Origin of the sequence: Streptomyces sp. NPDC046821, from assembly GCF_040645335.1 — a bacterium.
GTDB lineage: Bacteria > Actinomycetota > Actinomycetes > Streptomycetales > Streptomycetaceae > Streptomyces.
Window position 1 is genome coordinate 1 of record NZ_JBEYYB010000003.1, and the last position, 17,694, is coordinate 17,694.

A 17,694-nucleotide genomic window follows, 5' to 3' on the forward strand; every position below is an offset into this window, starting at 1 on the left:
GGAGGAGATATCCGCGAAGCGGCCCCCGCGGGGGCCGCTTCGCGGATATCTCCTCCAAAGCCCACGGGCCTGTTACTGGGGGTGTCTGCCGCCTAGCGAGTACACAGAGTGATGGCAGGCGGGGTCACCGGCTTGTAGTGTGCCGGGATCCGTAGCGCAACCTGAGGTCGCGGCGGCTATGAGTGGCAGCGGTGAAGCTCCGGGGTGCTGCTGAGGCCATCGACGTACGTGACCTGGAGAACGTGCCGTTGCCGGTCGCCCGGCAGCAGATCGCGCGGGGCAGCGCGGGCGGCATCATGATCAGGACGTCCCCCGGGTGTGCCGGACTCCGTCGACATCATGTTCTTCGACGGTCAGAGCCGATCTGTCGCAGGCCGGTCAGCGGAAGCTGGACAGGATCTTCGCGCGGCCGGCACGGGCGTCTGAGCGGCCGCCATATACCGGGTGGGTGCGGCGGCCGTGGGTGGGATCGGTTCCTGGTTTGAGTCAGTCAGCCCGGAGCAGGGTGTGCAGCTCGGTGGTGTCGATCATGTGGGCCCGTGAGGGAAAGACATGGTGGAGCAGGACGTTGTGGACTTCGGTGTCTGGGTCGGCCACTCCGTCGGACAGGACGTAGAGCTGGTAGTCGCGGTCGGCCGCGTCGATGACGGTGGACAGGACGGCGCCGCTGGTGCTGACGCCGGAGACGACCAGAGTGGTGATGCCGCGCTCGCGTAGTTGCTGGTCGAGGTCGGTGGTGGACATGCCGCCGTAGCGGATCTTGCGCACGACGATGTCGCCGTCCTGGGGAGCCAGGCGCTCGTGGATGGCGGTGGCAGGGTCCTCGTGGTGCATGACGCGGTGTTGGGCCAGCGGGGCGAAGGACTTGTTGGAGGCCGGGATCGCGTCCCAGTCGGCATCGGTGAAGCCGACGCGTACGTAGGCGATGGTGCCGCCATGTGCGCGAACGTCGGCGATGGCCCCTTCCACCCGACCGAGCAGCGCGTTTCGGTCCTCACCTTCGGGCACAAAGGCCAGGATCGCGGGCTGGTAGTCCATGACGAGAAGAGCGGTGTGGGCGGGGTCAAGCGCGGGGGCAGTGTTCACGCGAGTGTTCTCCTTGCTGGTGGTGTGCCTGGTCGACGCGGATACGCGCTGGCGGACCGGCTGCGGCCTGCGGGTGGCAGGTTGTGGTGCCTCATGAGTGGCTGCGGGACAGTTCCGGCTCGTGTTGCGACGTCTGGTCCTGTCGGGGAAGCAGGAGCGGTGTGGTCAGGATGAGCAGTCCTGCGACCGTGAGAGCGGTACGTGGGCTGGTGACGTCGGCGAGTAGCCCGGCGAGTGCGGTGAGGACGGCGATGGACGCCTGCTGGCCGATCGACCAGGCCGACAGGGTGCGGGCGACGAGATGCTTGGGGGTGTGTTCGAGCCGATAGGTGGCGAGCGCCGGGCTGTACAGGCTCATGTTGATGATGATGGCCAGCTCGACGGCCATCACGGTGACGAGTCCGACGACGCCGGGACGGACAAAGGCCAGGCCGATCAGCCAGATGGCGCGCAGGGTGCCGACGGTCCGGAAGACCCAGTGCCGGCCGAAGCGTGCCACGACACGGCGGGCCAGCCGGGAGCCGATGAGTCCGCCGAGGCAGGGGCCGGCGAAGGCGAGGGCGTACTGCCAGGGTGGGAACCCGAGCTGGCGAAGCAGGAGTACGGCCAGCAGCGGCTCGGTGGCCATGATCAGACCGCCGACGAGCATTTGGTTGAGGTAGAGAGGCCGCAGACCGGGGTGGCCCATGATGTGTCGCCAGCCGTCGAACAGTGCGCCCGCCCGGACCGGGCCCTTGTCGGTCGTTCGCGGTGCTTCTTCCTGGCTGCGGATCGCGGTGATGCCCAACGCGGAGAGCAGGTAGCTGAGCGCGTCGGCCACCACGGTCGTGACCGGCCCGAACAGGCCGATCGCCGCCCCGCCCAGCGGTGGCCCCACTGCGATGGAGCTCCAGTTCGTGGACTCGAACCGTGCGTTGGCGACGAGCAGGTCATCCGGTCGGACGAGGGCCTTGAGGTAGGCGCCGCTGGCTGCGTTGAAGGCGATCTTGGCTGCGGCGACCACGGCCGAGACCACGAGCAGTTGGACGAAACTGAGCCATCCGAAGGCGTAGGCGACGGGGATCGTCGCCATGGCCGCAAACCGGGCCAGGTCCATCATGATCATGACCGGGCGCTTGCGCCGGAACTCCACCCACGGCGCGAGCGGCACCGCGATCAGCGCACCCACCGCAGGCCCCACCGCGGACAGCGCGGACACCTCAGCGGGTCCGGCATGCAGCACCAGCACGGCGATCAGCGGCAACGCCCCGAACCCCAGCCCGGACCCATATGCGCTCACCGCATATGACGCCCACAGCCAGCCGAACTGCCGGCCCAACCGTCTCCTGCCCACCATGCTCAGCGCACTCCCCTTGAGGTCCCGAACAAACTGACGTTGACCAATGAGAGATAAGCGGGCAGGACAACAGCAGGTCAAACAACTGCTCCGCCAGCAATCCACAACAATCAGTTGTTCACTAAGGTGGGTCGGCATGGATCTCGAAGCAGTACGTACCTTTGTTGCTGTCGTGGAAGCGGGCCAGTTCCAGAAAGCCGCCGACGACCTGTCGATCACCCAGCAGGCCGTCTCCAAACGCATCGCCACGCTGGAGCGCACCCTCGGCGTGCGCTTGTTCACCCGTGCCGCACGCGGCGCTGAGCTCACCATCGACGGGCAGGCGTTCCTGCCCCACGCACGCGAGCTGCTGCGCGTCGCCGACCGCGCGGGCGCGTCCGTGCGCCCCGGCCGCCGTCCTCTGCGCGTCGACGTGCTCGCCTCGCGCAGCGCGCAGTCGGGCCTGATGCGCGGCTTCCACCGGGCACACCCCGAGATCGACCTAGACGTGATGATGCTGTTCGACATCGAGACGGCCGTCACTGCCATTCGCTCCGGTGCGATCGACGCGTCCTTCCGCGCCGTCGCCGCGCCCGGCCGCCCCCTTCCCGAGGACATCGCCTCCGTCCGGGTGCTCGACGAGCCGCTCCAACTCCTCACCGGCCCGGCCCACGCGCTGGCAGGCGCCCAGTCGGTGACCCTCGCCCAACTCGTCGGACACCGGATCTGGATGCCCGGCATCGCCCCCGGCACCGAGTGGGCCGCCTACTACGACGGCCTCGTCGCCGAGTTCGGCCTCACCATCGAGGCCACCGGCCCCAACTTCGGCACCGACGCCCTCCTCGACACCATCGCCGACACACCAGCCCTTGCCACCTTCATCGGCGAGCCCACCCGCCTCATCTGGCCCGCCGACCACGGCCTGCGCCGCATCCCGGTGACCGACCCGACGCCCGTCTACCCGCACTCGCTCCTCTGGCACCGCGACAACCCCCACCCGGCGCTGGCCACCCTCCGCACCTACCTCGCCGCCACGACGGCCGGCCACGACGCCGCCGGGACCTGGGCACCGGGCTGGGTGATTCCGCGCTGAACGCCCCGCCCCTGCGGGCCAGCCCTGCCCTGCGTAGGCGGTCAACGGCGGTCGTCGCCGGGGGCGAGCAGGCTGGTCAGCTCGGAGATCGCCTCCGGGGAGGGCTTGAGGCAGCGGCGGACGTTCTCCGGCTTCTTGTGCCGGGACTTCGTCATCCTTTGTTCGATGCCGTCAGGCCGGTTGCGACGATGAGGTCGGGGCCGCGCCCCGGACCGCCTTGGCTCAGCCCAGCGCGTCCATCAGGGAGGTGACATAGGTTTCTTTCCTGCTTTCGTCACCAGGCGCCATCGTTCGACCTGCGATGCAGGCATGGCAACCCGACTTTCCTTGAGCCCGTCTGACGCCTGCAGGTCCACGCCCCGGTCACACGACATTCGCGCGTAGGCGCAGGGTGCTGTCATACGGGCCGGGTGGGATGTGGAGGGTGGCGGTGTCGTAGTCGCCGAAGCGGAGCACGTTGTCCCTGCGGTGCGGGCTGAGCGCGGCGATGTCGTCGGGGTTCGGCTCCCAGCCTTGGGTGGTCATCTGCCGCAGTGCATCGGTCATGTCGACGGTGGTGGAGAAGATGATGCTGCTGGCCATCAGGTCGAGGAACTTGACTGCCTTCTCCTGGAGTTCGGGATCGCGGGAGCGCAGGTAGCCGTCGCCGCCGAAGTGCAGCCACTTCGTGTACCCGTTGTAGGCCTCGGCCTTGTTGGTCGCTCTGGTGATCTGCTCCCGAAGTTGTGGATCCGAGAGATAGCGGAGCAGGACGATCGTCCGGACGGCGCGGCCGACCTCGCGGAAGACCTTGTAGATCTGGTTCTTGTGGGAGTGGTTGTTCAAGCGCCGTAGGAGGGTGATGGAGGACACGGCGCCTTCCCGTACCGACAGGCCGACCTGCATGAGGTCTCTCCATCCGTTCTCGATGAGCTGCCAGTCGATGCAGGTACGCGGATCAGCGGAGAACAACGCGTCGATGTGCTGGTAGCGCGCCTGCGGGTCGGGACGGTGGAAGGTGAGGTCCTGGAAGTTGCGTATCCGCGGCAGCAGGTCGATGCCGAGCAGGTGGGCGAGTCCAAAGACAGGGAAGGACTGGCCCTGGGTGTCGGCATGCACGGTGTCTGGCTTGACCTCCGCGACGTTGGCAAGGAGCGAGTCGATGAGGTAGACCGCCTCCCAGACCCCGCAGGGGATGAACCGGGAGAAGAGCGCGACGTAGGTGTCGGAGACGAGATGGTGGGCGATCCCGCCGTAGCCGCCGTAGCGGATCGAGGTCTCGGCGAGGAGGTTGTCGATGACGGTGTCCATCATGGTGCCGTCCACCGCCGCCACCGACCCGTCACCCCACGCCGCCGTCAAGTCCAGGCCGATGTGGGCGTTGACAATATCGGCCCCGCACCGGTTGAGGACCGGGAGGGTGAAGTGGCGCTTTGCGATCGCGCCGAGCTCGTGCGCCGTCACGCTGCCCCGCATGTGGCGCACGGCCTGGGCGGGGCCGAGCCCGGAGCCGTAGACGAACGCGGTGGTCACGTAGCGCGGCAGGGGTTCCTTGAGTTTCGGCTCGCTGCCCGAGCGGGGGCCGGGCCGTTTCCACCAGTCCGTCCAGTGCGCCGCCCGCGCCAGATGTTCCAGCACACTGCGGGCTGGAAGACGCTCGGAGAGAGCTTCTTCCAGCTTCTCCGCGGAGGCGGTGCGCTCGCCTGCTCTGCGTACGGCAAGAGAGGGGACGCCGGTGACCAGGTCGATGGTGAGGTCCTTGTTGTCCGGATAGCCGGCGTCCACGGTTTCGGCGATCATGGTGAGCCGCTCGCGCAGCCGAACCGTGAACTCGCTCGCGGTGGCCGGGAGGCCGGCCTGCTCGCAGAAGCCCGCGAGCTTGGGCTCGCACTGCTCCCAGGGCAAGAGCATACGGGTCCAGTCACCGTAGTCCTCGGCGCCGATCACGGCGACGTCGCCACAGCGCAGCTCCTCCACGAGGCAGGCGAACACCATGGCCTCGAAATGGCGGCGGACCAGCATCCCCGGCTGTTCACGGGAGTAGACGGTCTTCAGCCACATCTTCGGCGCGAACGACAGGTCCAGCCGTACCGACTCCCCGTTCTTGTCCTTGCGGGTGGGATGGGTGTCCGCCACGAGGGGCCGGGTGAGGTGCTGGTAGGCGAGGACGTGGTCCAGCGAGTCCAGCACGCTGCGGTCGGTCGAGGTCGCGGTGAACGACAGACGGCGGGCGATCTTGAACATGGTCGGCCGGTCCGGCTTGAAGAAGCGCTCTACCAGTGCCGTGTAGTTGCTGCCCCGGTAGGCGTCCAGGGCCTCCAGCTCCGCCAGTTGGGCTTCGAACCCGCCGGCCGCCTCGATGGCAGCCCGGGCGTCCTTCAGCGCCAGCAGGTCATCCAGCGACGCCTCCCCCTCCCACCCGCCGACAGCGGCCTCGCCGCTGCCGCGCAGGGCGGTCAGCACGTCCCGGAAGGTGGTCAGGAGCTGCTCGGTGGTCTCCTTCTGCCGCTTCTCGATCTCCAGCAGCTCTTCCTGGGCCCGCTTGAGGTGCCGGGACAGGCGCTTGGAGAGCATCACCACGGTCTCGTCCCGCACCGCCGCCTGCACCTGCGCGAGCAGGCACACGGTCATCGCGGTGCGGCGGGGCTCGGCGATGTCCTTCATCTCGCCCACCGACAGCACCCTCGCCTGCTCGGCCAGCGCGGCCACCTTCGCCGACGGTGTCTTCCCCACCCAGAAGACGGCATCCCCCAGCCCGTCCACCCTCTCCATCCGCTCCGCATGGGCCCTGAACCGCGACCACGTCGCCCGCCGGGCGGGCTGCTTGATCCACGCGAACAGGCTCTGGTACTCGCCCTCGACGACCTCCAGCATGCCCGCGACCCGCTCCCGAGCCGCATCACTCATGCGCGCGACGATCGCCTCGCACTGCGAGGCTTCCACCTCGGAACGGATACGAGAAGCCATCCGGTCCAGGGTGGAAAATGCGGGCAGCTCCAGCCGCTCCTTCTGCCGGACCAGCTCCTCCAACGCCACATTCACCAGGTCCGCGGTATGCGCCTTCACCGGCGCCGCCACCCGCATCGCCGCCTCCGCGACCGCGCGGGCCTCACCTGGCTGGTACTTCAGCTCCAGCCGGTCACGTACGGCCGACCGGTAGCGCTCCTCACTCCGCTCGGAATCCGCCTCTGGAACCGTCCCCGCGGTGAGCCCCGCCTGATCGTGTACATGGGCCACGACCACCTCGGGTATCTCCCCAATCTTGGGGACACGGCCCAGCCGCGCGGCGGACTTCAGCATCACCAGCAGCGCCAAGACCCGGCCCGGGCGGTCATGCGTACGTTCACGAGCCCACGCCGTCTCCTCCGCCGACGGCGTGAAGTACTCCCGCAACTCCCGTTCCGAGATCAGCCTCTTGAACCTCGGATACGCCGTCCGCTCCAGCGACGCCACACCAACCGCCCCACGCCCGACCGCCTGACAGCGGCCACCATAAACAGCGACGATCCCGGTAGCGGGGCCAGGGTCAGATCACGGAGCGTACGCACACTCACCGTATTTGAGCGTCACGCTCTGCTGTGAAGTGGCGGCTATCACGCGCATCTCCTCCGCCCACCAACGGGCGGATCTCACAGCCTGCCCGCGACTTCGCCCGCAGCCGGCAGCTGGACCTGGTCGACCGGCGCGTGCTTGAGCAGTGGGCCCGCGGTCGGCGCCCGTTGTGGGAGGTCCTCCCTGCCGTCCCGCCGCCGCGGAAACCCCCTCGACTGAGGTAGGGGCCTCGGGCCCTCAAGGCATACAGCGCGAAAGGGTGCCCGCAGCCAGCTCCAATGACTGCGGGCGCCCTTTGTGTGCTCGCGGCGGTCAGCGCTCGACGACGTCCTTGTCGAGGTCGCGTCGGCTACCGGTGCGGGCCCGGACGAATGCCGCACCGCGCAGCGGTGCCCGTCACAGTGCCGCCGCCCGCGCACAGCCCTGCGACGACCGCCGCGTCCCGTATGTCAAGTAACGACGCGCCGAAAGTTCCCGCGGTCAGGGTGAGCTGGCATCAGGAGATCACCTTGAAGGGTTAATAGAAAGTCAATTGCCAATACTAGATATTATTTTGACAGATCATCAGTTACGCGCGGCATGGCGATCGGGTGCACTGCCTACCCCGATCGGCTCTCTGGAAGCAGCGCTCCCGCTCCGCCCGAAATGACAGCCCTGGGGAGTCTGCGTACGTTCAGTCACGGGTCGGCTACCGAGCCGATCTCTCGGTGAGAACAGGAGAACCACCCATGATCATGACCCGTTCCCGCGTCGCTACCGCGGCCGTCGCTGCCGCCGCATCGCTGACCGCGGTCGGCATCACCTACGCCACCGCCGCTCCCGCTCCGCAGGTCCAGACGGCCCCCGCCGCCGCGCACGGCGCCCCGGCGCCCGCCGCCGCGCAGGTCGCCCCGGCGCCCATGGGCGGCGACGGCGGCGGCAAGGGCAACGAGGGCAACGACCGAGGCAAGGGCAACGAGGGCAACGACCGCGGCAAGGGCAACGAGCGCAACGAGCGCAACGACCGCCGCGGCAGGGAATTCGATGAGGGCTGGATCCACATCAACGAGCGGTCCTACTCCGCTCAGCCTGGCGGCTGCATGACCGTGGTCAGCGGCCTGGGCTCCAAGAGCCTGAACATCCGCAACGACAGCCGCAGGACCGTCGAGGTCTTCCGCGGAGTGACCTGCGACAACGGCGCCCCCATCGCCACCGTCGGCCCCCACAGCTCCAGCGACGGGGTCCACCCCGGCCGCACCAAGGGCGTGCACGTCTGGGACGGGGTAGCCGGCAGCTTCCGCGTCATCAACAACCACAGGGGCGACGAGCGCGACTGGTGATTCGCAACCAGCGCACCACCGCACGACACGCCGCATGACGCAGAACCCCGGCCCGCCGTAATCGGGCCGGGGACCGCAGGACGCATCGCATGACGGAGAACCCCGGCCCGCCGTAATCGGGCCGGGGTTCTGCCACTCCATATTAGAGGCGGCCAGCAGGCCCCGCGCGCCTCCTCGAAGGTGCCCTTTGCCCGCCTCGCCGGCTCACCCACCGGACGACTCCCGCCCCACCACGCCCCGTTGACACGAGGGCCCGGGCAACAGCACCCCTGCTTCACCGGTGACCGGGCACACCCGAACAGGTGAACCGCACCTTCCCCACCCGCCACGCTAAAGGATGAGTGACATGAGCATCCGCCTTGTGGAGGACGCGAGCGACGACACCTACGTCCTGGACATCCACGACATCACCCTGATCCCGTCCTAGCCCTCTCCTGCGGCGGCGAGGCGGCGAGGCGACGGTGATGTTCCGTCCGATGACACTGCCCGACGTCGACGTCGACCTCGGGGGACCGGTGGACGCCGTCATCGGTCGTCTGGTCCTGGGCCACGTTCCCGACCCGGTGACGGCGCTGCGCCGTCTGTCCAGGCTCGTACGACCCGGCGGACTCATCGTCTTCCAGGACTTCGACAACTTCCCGCTTCGCGTGGAACCTCACATCCCGCTCACCGGCGCCGTCCTCCAGGCCATTGCCGCCGCCCTCACGGTGAACGGCAGCAGCCTCGGAACGGGGGTGCGCCTACACGGCCTCTTCCGCCGGGCGGGCCTGGCCGTGCCCGGTCTGTCGGCGACGGCACCGATGGGTGGCGCCGAACACGACACCGTTCTCCCTCTCGTCGCCCAGACCTACCGCGCGCTGTCCCAGGCGGCCCTGCCCGGAAACGCCGACGCCGGCGACCGCGTAGCGACCATCGGCGACATCGACACCCTGCTCAACCGGATGCGCACCGAAGCCGCGGAGACGGACGCGGTGGTCGTCATGCCGACCGCAGTGACGGCTTGGAGCACGCTCCCGCTGCTTGAGGACCCCACGACCTGAGTGCCCGTCGCCCGGCTAGTTGCGAGCGTTCGGCGCCGAGCGACCGTTCGGCGCGGCGTGCATCGCGAATGCAGCGCGACCGGGACCGGTGCGAGCCGTGGGTCAGGCTTCTTCTGCGCGGCCGAGCAACTCCCTGACACGCGGAACGACTTCGGTGCCGTACAGCCGGATGGAGTCCATCAGCCAGCTGTGCGGCATCGGGCCCATCCCGTACTTCAGGTCGAAGCGCGAAGCACGCAGGTTCTTCATCGTCCGAGCCACCTTTGAGGCGACCGTGGCCGGTGAGCCGACGTACAGGGAGCCGTACTCGAGCTCGTGCTCGTAGAACTCGCGGGTGATCGGCGGGAAGCCGCGTTCGTAGCGGGCTTCGAGCAGGTACGTCCGGTAGTACTCCCAGTACTGCTCGATCGCCTCCTTGTCGGTGGCCGCGACGTGTCCGGGTGAGTGCACCCCGATGGGGCGCTCCGCGAAGCCGTTCTTCGCCAGGCTCGCCAGGTACAGCTCGGAGAGCTTGGCGAACCGGGCCGGGTTGCCGCCGATGATCGCGAGCATGAGGTTCAGGTCGTGCTTCGCGGTACGCACCACGGACGCCGGGTTGCCTCCGACGCCGACCCAGGTCGGCAGTGACCCGGACTCGGTACGCGGTACCACCGGCAACCCGTCGAGGGCGGCTCGCACGGTTCCGTGCCACTTCACCGGCTGCTCCCGCCGGAGCTCCGCGAACAGGTCCAGCTTCTCCTCGAAGAGCACGTCGTAGTCAGCGAGGTCGTACCCGAAGAGCGGGAACGACTCCTTGCTGGAGCCGCGCCCCAGGATGACCTCCGCGCGCCCGGACGAGAGCGCGTCCAGCGTGGCGTACCGCTGGAACACGCGGACCGGGTCGTCGGAGCTGAGCACGGTCACGGCCGAGCCGAGGTGGATCGTCGAGGTCCGGGCCGCGACCGAGGCCAGTACGAGGTCAGGGGCGGAAAGCGGCATCTCCGCGGTGTGGTGCTCGCCGAGGCCGAAGAAGTCCAGGCCGGACCTCTCGGCCAGCACCCCTTCGTCCACCAGTGCGCGGGTCGCCTCGGCGTCGTGCAGGGGCCGGCCGGTCTCGTCGACCGTGATGTCCCCGAAGCTGTCGATCCCGAACGTGTAGGTGCTCACGGCTTCCTCCCTGGTCAGTTCTGTTTAGTTGACATGTCAATCGTGCCGCCGTACGGTTGACATGTCAACAAGCGAGTTGAGTGAAGGGACCGGCCATGAACGACATCGCCCCCACGATCTCCGTCCTCGGCGCGGGCCGGGTCGGCTCGGTGCTCGCACGTGCCGCCGTGGAAGCCGGGTACGAGGTGAACGTCGCCGCGTCCGGCAGCCCCGCCGACCTTGAGCTGATCGCGAGCATCGTGATGCCGGGGACGAAGCCGATGTGGGCCGCCGACGCGATCGCGGCCGCCGACATCGTCGTGCTGGCGCTGCCGCTGCACCGTTTCTCCACGCTCGACCCCGCCCTGTTCGCGGGCAAGACCGTCGTCGACGCGATGAACTACTGGGAGCCGATCGACGGCCGCCAGGAGTTCTTCGAACGGGACGGCCTGAGCAGCAGCGAGATCGTGCAGCAGCACCTGGCCGCCGCGACTGTGGTGAAGACCTTCAACCACCTCGGCTACCACCAGATCGAGGAGGACCGGCGTCCCTCCGGAGCCCCCGGCCGGCGGGCGCTGGGAGTTGCTGGGGACGAGCCCGTGGCGGTCGACCTCGTCGCGACCCTGGTCGACCGGATCGGCTTCGACCCCGTGATCCTCGGCTCGCTGCACGACGGCCGCGCCTTCCAGCCCGGCGAGCCCGTCTTCGGCAATCCGCTGAGCCGGACCGAGCTGACCGCGCTCGTCGGTCAGCCGGCCGCCGCCTGACCTTCCCAACTGAATCGCGCAAGGAGCGCATCATGGCTGATCAGCCTCGTGACTACACCTTCGGACTGGACACCTTCGGCGACATCTCCAGCGCCGCGGACGGCAGCCCCTTCTCCCACGGGGACGCAATCCGCGCGGTCGTCGAGCAGGGTGCGCTCGCCGACAAGCTCGGCGTCGACCACTTCAACATCGGCGAGCACCACACCACGGACTTCCCGATGCCGGCCGGCGACCTCGTGCTCGGCGCCATCGCCACCCGGACCGAGCGGATCGGGCTCGGCTCCGCGGTGACCGTCCTCAGCTCCGACGACCCGGTTCGCGTCTTCCAGCGCTACTCGACGCTCAACGCGATCTCGGGCGGCCGAGCGGAGGTGACGTTGGGCCGCGGCTCCAGCACCGAGTCGTTCCCGCTGCTCGGGCACGACCTCGCCGATTACGAAGTGCTCTTCGACGAGAAGCTCGACCTGTTCGCCGAGGTCCTCAAGGGCGGCCCGGTCACCTGGGAGGGCACCGTGCGGCCGCCGCTGCACAACCAGGAGGTCGTCCCCGAACTGGACAAGCCGCTGCCCGTGTGGGTCGGCGTCGGCGGCAACCCCAACTCCGTGGTGCGCGCCGCGCGTTACGGCTTCAATCTGCGGCTCGCCATCATCGGCGGCCCGCCGGACCGCTTCGTACCGCTGGCACAGCTCTACACACAGGCGGTCGCGAAGTTCGGGTACGACGCCCGACCCATCGGCATCCACTCGCCCGGTCACATCGCCGCGACCGACGAACAGGCCGTCGAGGAGTTCTGGCCGCACTACCTGGACATGATCACCCGGATGAGCCGGGTCCGCGGCTTCGCGGTCCCGACGAAGGAAATGTTCCTGCACGAGGTCGGCCCGCAGGGCTCGCTGTACGTCGGCTCGCCCGAGACCGTCGCCCGGAAGATCGCGCGCACCGTGCGCGCCCTCGACGCCGGCCGGTTCGACCTCAAGTACGCGATGGGACGCCTCTCCGAGGACCGGCTGCGCACGAACATCGAGCTGTACGCCACCGAGGTCGTACCGCTGGCGCGCAAGCTGCTCACCGGCTGAAGGATCTGCCGGGCGCGGTCCGGTGACCAGCGCATTCGCCACCTCGTAGTGACTTGTCGATAAGGCGCTGTCGGGCGCCTTCCACACCAGAAGGAGTGAGGCACATGACCACCAGCCAGCCCGTCGAGGAGACTCAGGACCACATGTCGCCGAAGGAGGTCGCCGCCGCGTTCTACGCCACCTACAACGGCGATCTGGCCGCGGGTTTCGAGCGGTACGTCTCGAAGGATCTCGTGCTGCACGGCTTCGACGGTCCGAACCAGCGCGATGTGTGGATCGACGGTGACGTCGAGCTCACCAGGTCGCTCTCCAACTACAAGATGGAGATCTATGACCAGTTCGCCGAGGGCGACATGGTCGTCACCCGGTGGGGCTTCGGCGGCGTCCACACGGGCACGATCCTGGGCATCCCGCCGTCGGGGCGCGAGGTCTACCTCAGCGGCATCTCCATCGATCGTGTGGTGGACGGCCAGTCGGTCGAGCACTGGTCGGACGGGAACTTCGGCAGGTTCCTTCAGGAGATCAGCGGCGAGGTGCCGACCGCCGGTCGTGCCGCGCCCGTGCCGCACAAGTGAGGTCGGCACCACTGCCTGACAAGTGCGCCGGGGCCGCGCCCGGGCCCCGGCGGAACACAGCCCCGGCGCCTGCCGGCAGTCGGTCGGATGAGGCCGACGCCGTCGATTCCCGTACAGCAGTGAACTCCGTGAGGAAGAGGTCTCCGAGATGAACAGCACAGCACAGGGGGGCGGGACGGACCGGAAGGTCGCGGTCGTGACGGGCGGTGCCGCCGGTATCGGTCAGGCTTACGCATTGCGCCTGGCGCAGGACGGACACGCGGTGGTCATCGCGGACCTGGGTCCCGCCGACGAGACGGAGAAGCTGGTCCGCGAGGCCGGCGGAGAGGTGCTTTCGGTCGAGACGGACGTCGCCGACGCCGAGAGCGTCGCTCGTCTCGCCTCGGCAGTCGCGAAGCGCTTCGGACGTGCCGACATCCTCGTCCACAACGCGGGCATCTATCCGGTCGTTCCGTTCGAGGAGACCGACTGGCCGACCTGGCGGAAGGTCATGGGCGTCAACCTCGACTCGGTCTACCACCTCACGCGCGCATTCTTGCCCTGGATGAAGGCGAACGGCTGGGGCCGCATCGTCTTCGTCGCCTCTACGGCGTTCCACACGGGGCCGGCCGGGCTCGTCACTTACGCGGCCAGTAAAGGGGGAGTGATCGGCTTCACGCGGAGTCTTGCGACCGAGGTCGGTGACTTCGGTGTCACGGTGAACGCGATCGCTCCCGGCATGGTGCGAACACCCGGTACGCTCGCCGGTCCCCAGCAGGATGCGGGCCTCTTCGACGCCGTGGTGGCGACCCAGGCGGTCAAGCGGGTCGGTGTCCCCGAGGACCTGATGGGCGTGGTCTCGTACCTCACCTCGGAGGCGGCGAGCTTCATGACGGGGCAGACGCTGGCGGTCGACGGGGGCGTCGCGCGCCTTTGACGGGCGACGCCGCGCGGATACTCTCGGGCCGCTGCCTGCGGCGTATCGACGGAGTTCACGACGATATCCTTGACACGTCAACCCCGCAGGAGGGACCGCAGATGAAGGCCGATCGGCACGGCGCCGACACCGGACGCCTGGCGCCGCACGAGATGAAGACGTGGCGGACGCTGATCGACCTGACCGCGGACCTGCGCAAGGTGCTCGGCGCCGAACTGCAGGACGTGGGTGTGTCGCCGGGGGACTACGCCGTACTGCTGGCGCTCAGCGAAGCCGAAGACTGCGCCATGCGTTCCTCGGAGCTGGCCGAGGCCATCGACTGGGAGCGCAGTCGGCTGTCGCACCATCTCGGGCGCCGGATGGAGAAGTTGGGCCTGATCCGACGCGAAGCCTGTGACGGCGGCCGTGGCACGCTCATCGTGCTGACCCCCGCCGGCCGTGACGCGCTCCGGAACGCGTCCGGCCCCCACCTCGCGGCAGTGAAGCGCTACTTCGCCGACGCCCTCAGCCGGGACGAACTTGAGCAGCTCTTCACGCTCCTGGACCGAGTCCGTACGCACTTCGACGGCGCCCGGGAGCGCGCGACCGACGAGGAATGATCCGCGCCCGGGACCCGCCGAGGGTTCTGGCAGGCGACCGTCGAGGGTGCCGTCTCATGGCGTGAGCGCGTGACGCCATTGAATTCGGTGGTCCACACGGTGCGCTTGAACCGAGCAGTCCCGAGCGGTCGTGAGCGAAGCCGGCTGGTGACTGCTGAACAGTCGCTGGATCTCGTTGCAGGTGAGCGGGATGAGCCCGTCAGGTGCGGGGTGCCGGGCGTGTTCGTCGGCGCGGACAACGGCGAGGAAGGCGTGGGCGAGCATGGCCAAGGTGACCCAGCGGGACCAGGAGGTGTAGGGGCGGACTTGGTGCTCGTCGAGTCCGGCCAGGCCCGTTCCGGATTGGAAGGTCTCCTCCACTCGCCACCTTGATGCAGCGACACGGATCAGGGAGGCCAGGGACACTGGGGCGGGTGAGGTGCAGCGGTAGTAGGCGAGTTCACCGGTACTGCGGTTGCGGCGGATCAGCAGCTGACGGCTGCCGGGGCGGGGTTCAGCCAGGTCGATGACGGCCCAGTCGTAGAGTCGGTGCCCCTTGGCGCCGGCTCCGTCCGACAGCTTCTGCCAGGACCGCTTGGACACCTTCGCGGCCAGGGCATCCGCGCGGAACTTCCCTGCATTGGTGGTGACTTCATGTGAGGAGGCGACGGCGAGCACGCAGCACGACCTGGCACTCTTCCAACGCGGTGCGCAGCTTCGGGTTGCCGCCGTAGACCTCGTCGCCTGCGACCCAGCCCACGCGGTGCCCGGCGTCGAGAATCCGGCCGATCATGCGGGCGGCCAGTTTCGGCTTGGTCGCGAAGGCGGTGTCCTCGCCCAGTCCCGCGGCCCGGCAGCGGCGCGGGATGTACAGCTCCCCGGTCCACCATCAAGATCACGGTCTACGGCTGAAGGTCGCGCTGGTACCAGGTGCCTTGCTTGCCGCCGAGATCGGCCGGGGTGGCAGGGCCAACCGGGACGAACCCGGCCTTGGTCAACACCTTCTGGGACGCAACATTGTCGTGGGAGGTGGCAGCCCGCAGGGTGCGCAGCCCGTGCCGCGCGGCCGCCAGCCGGCAAAGCTCCTGGACGGTCGTGGTCGCCATGCCGCGGCCGGCGACCTGCTGCGCGACCCGGTACCCGAGTCTGGCAATGCCGTCCTCCAAGTCGTACAGGTTGAACCTGCCGAGTACCGAGCCGTCCTCGGCGACGAGCACGTAGAAGGCGCAGATGCCGGCCTCCTGCTCGGCCAGCGAGGCGTTGTACCGGTAGGTGAACTGGTCGAAGAAGTCGTCGCCGCGGTCGGAGATCGAGAGAGCGAAGTAGGTGCGATTCGCCAGCTCGAAGGCCAGGACCGCCGGGGCGTGGTCGGCATCCAGCCGCTTCAGCTCGGGCATTGCCCGACTCTACCCAGATCGTTCGCTGAGGCCACCTGAGTTTCCGCCAGTGGCCGACAGCCCCAAGAGCAGGGCACATAACGATCTACGGCTGGAGTACTAGGCGTATGTCAGGTTCGGGCGTGGAGGAATTCCTCGGCGAGGATCCTGTTGTAGCGCTCTACCTTGCCGTTGTGTCTGGGCGTGTAGGGCGTGATGCGCTGGTGGCGTGAGCCGAGTAGTGGATGGGCGATGGAAGGCGTCGGCCCGGTAGCAGGCACCGTTATTTGTGACGATCCTTTCGATGCGGTGTATGCCGTGGGCTGCGAACCACGCGCGAGCTCTGTGCATGAACAAGACGGCGGTTACGGCCTTCTCGTCGGAGAGTGCCTCGGTGTAGGCGAGTCGGCTGAACCCGTCGACGGCGGAGTGGAGGTAGACGTAGCCGCCGCGTTGATTCTTCTTCTTGTGCCGCGCGGCGCTCTTGGCTTGTTCGCTTCCACGCCCGTGTACCCGCCGGCCGCCGTCGTCGGGGATCCGACCCACCTTCTTCACGTCGATGTGAACCATGTGCCCGGGCCTGCGGGCGTTGATCTTCCGTGGTTCCCGGTTCGATTCGCCGTTCGGGTCAGTAGGTGCCGTGAGACGGTTCCGTGACTGGTCGAGACGCCCGCAGACCGCAGCTCAAACGCGATCCGGGACGCCGACCACTTCTGAGTACGGCGGAGCGCCTCGATCCGGGAGGCGACGTCGGGGTCGGTCGCGGTCGGCTGGTGTCGGGGTGTTGACGGCCGGTCCATCAGGCCGAGTGCACCGTTGCGGCAGTAGCGGTTGACCCACTTGGAGGCGCAGGCCCGGGAGATTCCCATCTCGGCAGCCACATGGGCGATCGGGCGGCTCTCGCAGCGTTCGATGAGGCGACGGCGTCCTTCGACGGACTGGGGTGCGTTGGCGTGTGGCGAGGGGAGTCTTCCGGCAGTGATTGCGGAGCATGGGCGCAAGGCGGGATGCGCTTCAGAAGGTGATGAGGATCTTGCCGAGCAGGCCGCCGGCTTCGAAGCGTTCGTGGGCGGCGCGGATGGCGGTGTAGGGGTAGCGGTCGGCGATCCGTAGGTGTAGTTCGTTGGTGTCGACGAGCTTGGCGAGGTGCGCGAGGTCGGTGGCGTTCTCCTGGACGTAGCTCTTGCGGGCGCCGGGTACGTCGGGCAGGGGGTGGTCGGCGATGGAGACGTAGCGTCCGCCGGGGGCGAGGGCGGCAGCTGCGTCGATGCCGGCCGTGTCGAGGATTACCGGATAGCGGCCGTGGGGCAGGTCGTCGCGGCGGTGCCAGACCTCCTGGGCGCCGAGTTCGCGGGCGGCGTGTTCGTGTCCGGGGCGGGAGACCAGAGCATCAACCTGAGCGCCGGTTTGACGGGCGAGTTGGACGGCCAGGCCGCCGACCGCCCCGGCCGCGCCGATGACCAGGATGCGCTCGCCGGCGGTCAACTCGGCGGTGCGTAGGGCCTGCAGGGCGGTCACCCCGGCCAGGGGCAGAGCCGCTGCGTCGGCCAACGGCACCGTGGCCGGCGCGGCGGTCACCAGATGGCCGGGCAGGGCCACGTGCTCGGCCCACGCACCGCGGCCGGTGGCGATCTGCGCGGACATGGCGACCACCGGCCGGCCTACTTCGTGGGCCGGGTCGGTGCTGGCGACGATACGGCCGGCCAGGTCCCAGCCGAGCGTGGCCGGCAACGGCGGGCCGACCTGCCAGGCGCGGGTCTTCCAGTCCACCGGGTTGAGACTGCTGGCCGTAGTGCGGATGAGGACTTCGCCGTCGGCGAGGGCGGGTACAGCGATGTCGCGGACGGTCAGGGCGTCGGGGCCGCCGTGGCGGTCGATCTGAACAGCATGCATGGTC

Annotated in this window: 14 protein-coding genes and 5 pseudogenes; 10 read left to right on the plus strand and 9 right to left on the minus strand. The window is 68.6% G+C overall.

The window, feature by feature from the left end; genetic code table 11:
• Nucleotides 1–164: 164 nt before the first annotated feature.
• Nucleotides 165–409, plus strand: a pseudogene (locus tag ABZ893_RS06515) (mannose-1-phosphate guanyltransferase); the annotation flags it as partial.
• A 77-nt stretch (nucleotides 410–486) separates the two neighbouring features.
• Here ABZ893_RS06515 and ABZ893_RS06520 read toward each other — a convergent pair.
• Both ABZ893_RS06520 and ABZ893_RS06525 read right to left on the minus strand, forming a co-directional pair.
• Nucleotides 487–1,086, minus strand: coding sequence for a cysteine hydrolase (locus tag ABZ893_RS06520; protein ID WP_361397767.1), 600 nt, complete (start codon nucleotides 1,084–1,086; stop codon nucleotides 487–489).
• A 91-nt stretch (nucleotides 1,087–1,177) separates the two neighbouring features.
• Nucleotides 1,178–2,422: an MFS transporter gene (locus tag ABZ893_RS06525; RefSeq protein ID WP_361397770.1), complete on the minus strand. Its 1,245-nt coding sequence runs from the start codon at nucleotides 2,420–2,422 to the stop codon at nucleotides 1,178–1,180.
• 136 nt (nucleotides 2,423–2,558) lie between these two features.
• Here ABZ893_RS06525 and ABZ893_RS06530 point away from each other — a divergent pair, with 136 nt between their 5' ends.
• Nucleotides 2,559–3,494: a LysR family transcriptional regulator gene (locus ABZ893_RS06530; protein ID WP_361397774.1), complete on the plus strand. Its 936-nt coding sequence runs from the start codon at nucleotides 2,559–2,561 to the stop codon at nucleotides 3,492–3,494.
• 41 nt (nucleotides 3,495–3,535) lie between these two features.
• On the opposite strand, the pseudogene ABZ893_RS06535 reads toward ABZ893_RS06530, so the two are convergent.
• Both ABZ893_RS06535 and ABZ893_RS06540 read right to left on the minus strand, forming a co-directional pair.
• A pseudogene (locus ABZ893_RS06535) lies at nucleotides 3,536–3,649 on the minus strand (site-specific integrase); the annotation flags it as partial.
• 208 nt (nucleotides 3,650–3,857) lie between these two features.
• Nucleotides 3,858–6,926: a Tn3 family transposase gene (locus ABZ893_RS06540; RefSeq protein WP_361397777.1), complete on the minus strand. Its 3,069-nt coding sequence runs from the start codon at nucleotides 6,924–6,926 to the stop codon at nucleotides 3,858–3,860.
• A gap of 161 nt (nucleotides 6,927–7,087) precedes the next feature.
• Here ABZ893_RS06540 and ABZ893_RS06545 point away from each other — a divergent pair.
• The 3 genes and pseudogenes from ABZ893_RS06545 to ABZ893_RS06555 form a co-directional block, all read left to right on the plus strand.
• A pseudogene (locus ABZ893_RS06545) lies at nucleotides 7,088–7,249 on the plus strand (restriction endonuclease); the annotation flags it as partial.
• A gap of 504 nt (nucleotides 7,250–7,753) precedes the next feature.
• Entirely contained in the window at nucleotides 7,754–8,344 is a 591-nt protein-coding gene (locus ABZ893_RS06550; RefSeq protein WP_361397780.1) for a hypothetical protein, read from the plus strand.
• A 476-nt stretch (nucleotides 8,345–8,820) separates the two neighbouring features.
• The gene (locus ABZ893_RS06555; RefSeq protein ID WP_361397782.1) at nucleotides 8,821–9,384 is read left to right on the plus strand and encodes a methyltransferase domain-containing protein; all 564 of its coding nucleotides are present in this window, start codon (nucleotides 8,821–8,823) and stop codon (nucleotides 9,382–9,384) included.
• Between the two features lie 102 nt (nucleotides 9,385–9,486).
• On the opposite strand, the gene ABZ893_RS06560 is transcribed toward ABZ893_RS06555, so the two are convergent.
• Nucleotides 9,487–10,530: an LLM class flavin-dependent oxidoreductase gene (locus ABZ893_RS06560; RefSeq protein WP_361397785.1), complete on the minus strand. Its 1,044-nt coding sequence runs from the start codon at nucleotides 10,528–10,530 to the stop codon at nucleotides 9,487–9,489.
• Nucleotides 10,531–10,625: 95 nt separating this feature from the next.
• Here ABZ893_RS06560 and ABZ893_RS06565 point away from each other — a divergent pair, with 95 nt between their 5' ends.
• The 5 genes from ABZ893_RS06565 to ABZ893_RS06585 all read left to right on the plus strand — a co-directional run bounded on the left by ABZ893_RS06565 (nucleotide 10,626) and on the right by ABZ893_RS06585 (nucleotide 14,442).
• The gene (locus ABZ893_RS06565) at nucleotides 10,626–11,276 is read left to right on the plus strand and encodes an NAD(P)-binding domain-containing protein (RefSeq protein ID WP_361397789.1); all 651 of its coding nucleotides are present in this window, start codon (nucleotides 10,626–10,628) and stop codon (nucleotides 11,274–11,276) included.
• Between the two features lie 32 nt (nucleotides 11,277–11,308).
• Entirely contained in the window at nucleotides 11,309–12,352 is a 1,044-nt protein-coding gene (locus ABZ893_RS06570) for an LLM class flavin-dependent oxidoreductase (protein ID WP_361397792.1), read from the plus strand.
• Nucleotides 12,353–12,456: 104 nt separating this feature from the next.
• On the plus strand, nucleotides 12,457–12,927 hold the full coding sequence (locus ABZ893_RS06575; RefSeq protein WP_361397794.1) for an ester cyclase: 471 nt from the start codon (nucleotides 12,457–12,459) through the stop codon (nucleotides 12,925–12,927).
• 148 nt (nucleotides 12,928–13,075) lie between these two features.
• Nucleotides 13,076–13,843 (plus strand): SDR family oxidoreductase, encoded by a 768-nt coding sequence (locus ABZ893_RS06580; protein WP_361397797.1) that lies wholly within the window; start codon nucleotides 13,076–13,078, stop codon nucleotides 13,841–13,843.
• 101 nt (nucleotides 13,844–13,944) lie between these two features.
• Complete coding sequence (locus tag ABZ893_RS06585) at nucleotides 13,945–14,442, plus strand: MarR family transcriptional regulator (RefSeq protein ID WP_361397800.1); 498 nt, start codon at nucleotides 13,945–13,947, stop codon at nucleotides 14,440–14,442.
• Between the two features lie 156 nt (nucleotides 14,443–14,598).
• On the opposite strand, the pseudogene ABZ893_RS06590 reads toward ABZ893_RS06585, so the two are convergent.
• The 4 genes and pseudogenes from ABZ893_RS06590 to ABZ893_RS06605 form a co-directional block, all read right to left on the minus strand.
• Nucleotides 14,599–15,280, minus strand: a pseudogene (locus ABZ893_RS06590) (IS701 family transposase); the annotation flags it as partial.
• Between the two features lie 43 nt (nucleotides 15,281–15,323).
• Entirely contained in the window at nucleotides 15,324–15,818 is a 495-nt protein-coding gene (locus tag ABZ893_RS06595) for a GNAT family N-acetyltransferase (protein ID WP_361397803.1), read from the minus strand.
• A gap of 116 nt (nucleotides 15,819–15,934) precedes the next feature.
• Nucleotides 15,935–16,780: pseudogene (locus ABZ893_RS06600) on the minus strand (IS481 family transposase); the annotation flags it as partial.
• A 31-nt stretch (nucleotides 16,781–16,811) separates the two neighbouring features.
• Nucleotides 16,812–17,690, minus strand: a complete 879-nt coding sequence (locus ABZ893_RS06605) for an NADP-dependent oxidoreductase (RefSeq protein ID WP_361397806.1) — start codon at nucleotides 17,688–17,690, stop codon at nucleotides 16,812–16,814.
• Nucleotides 17,691–17,694 lie beyond the last annotated feature (4 nt).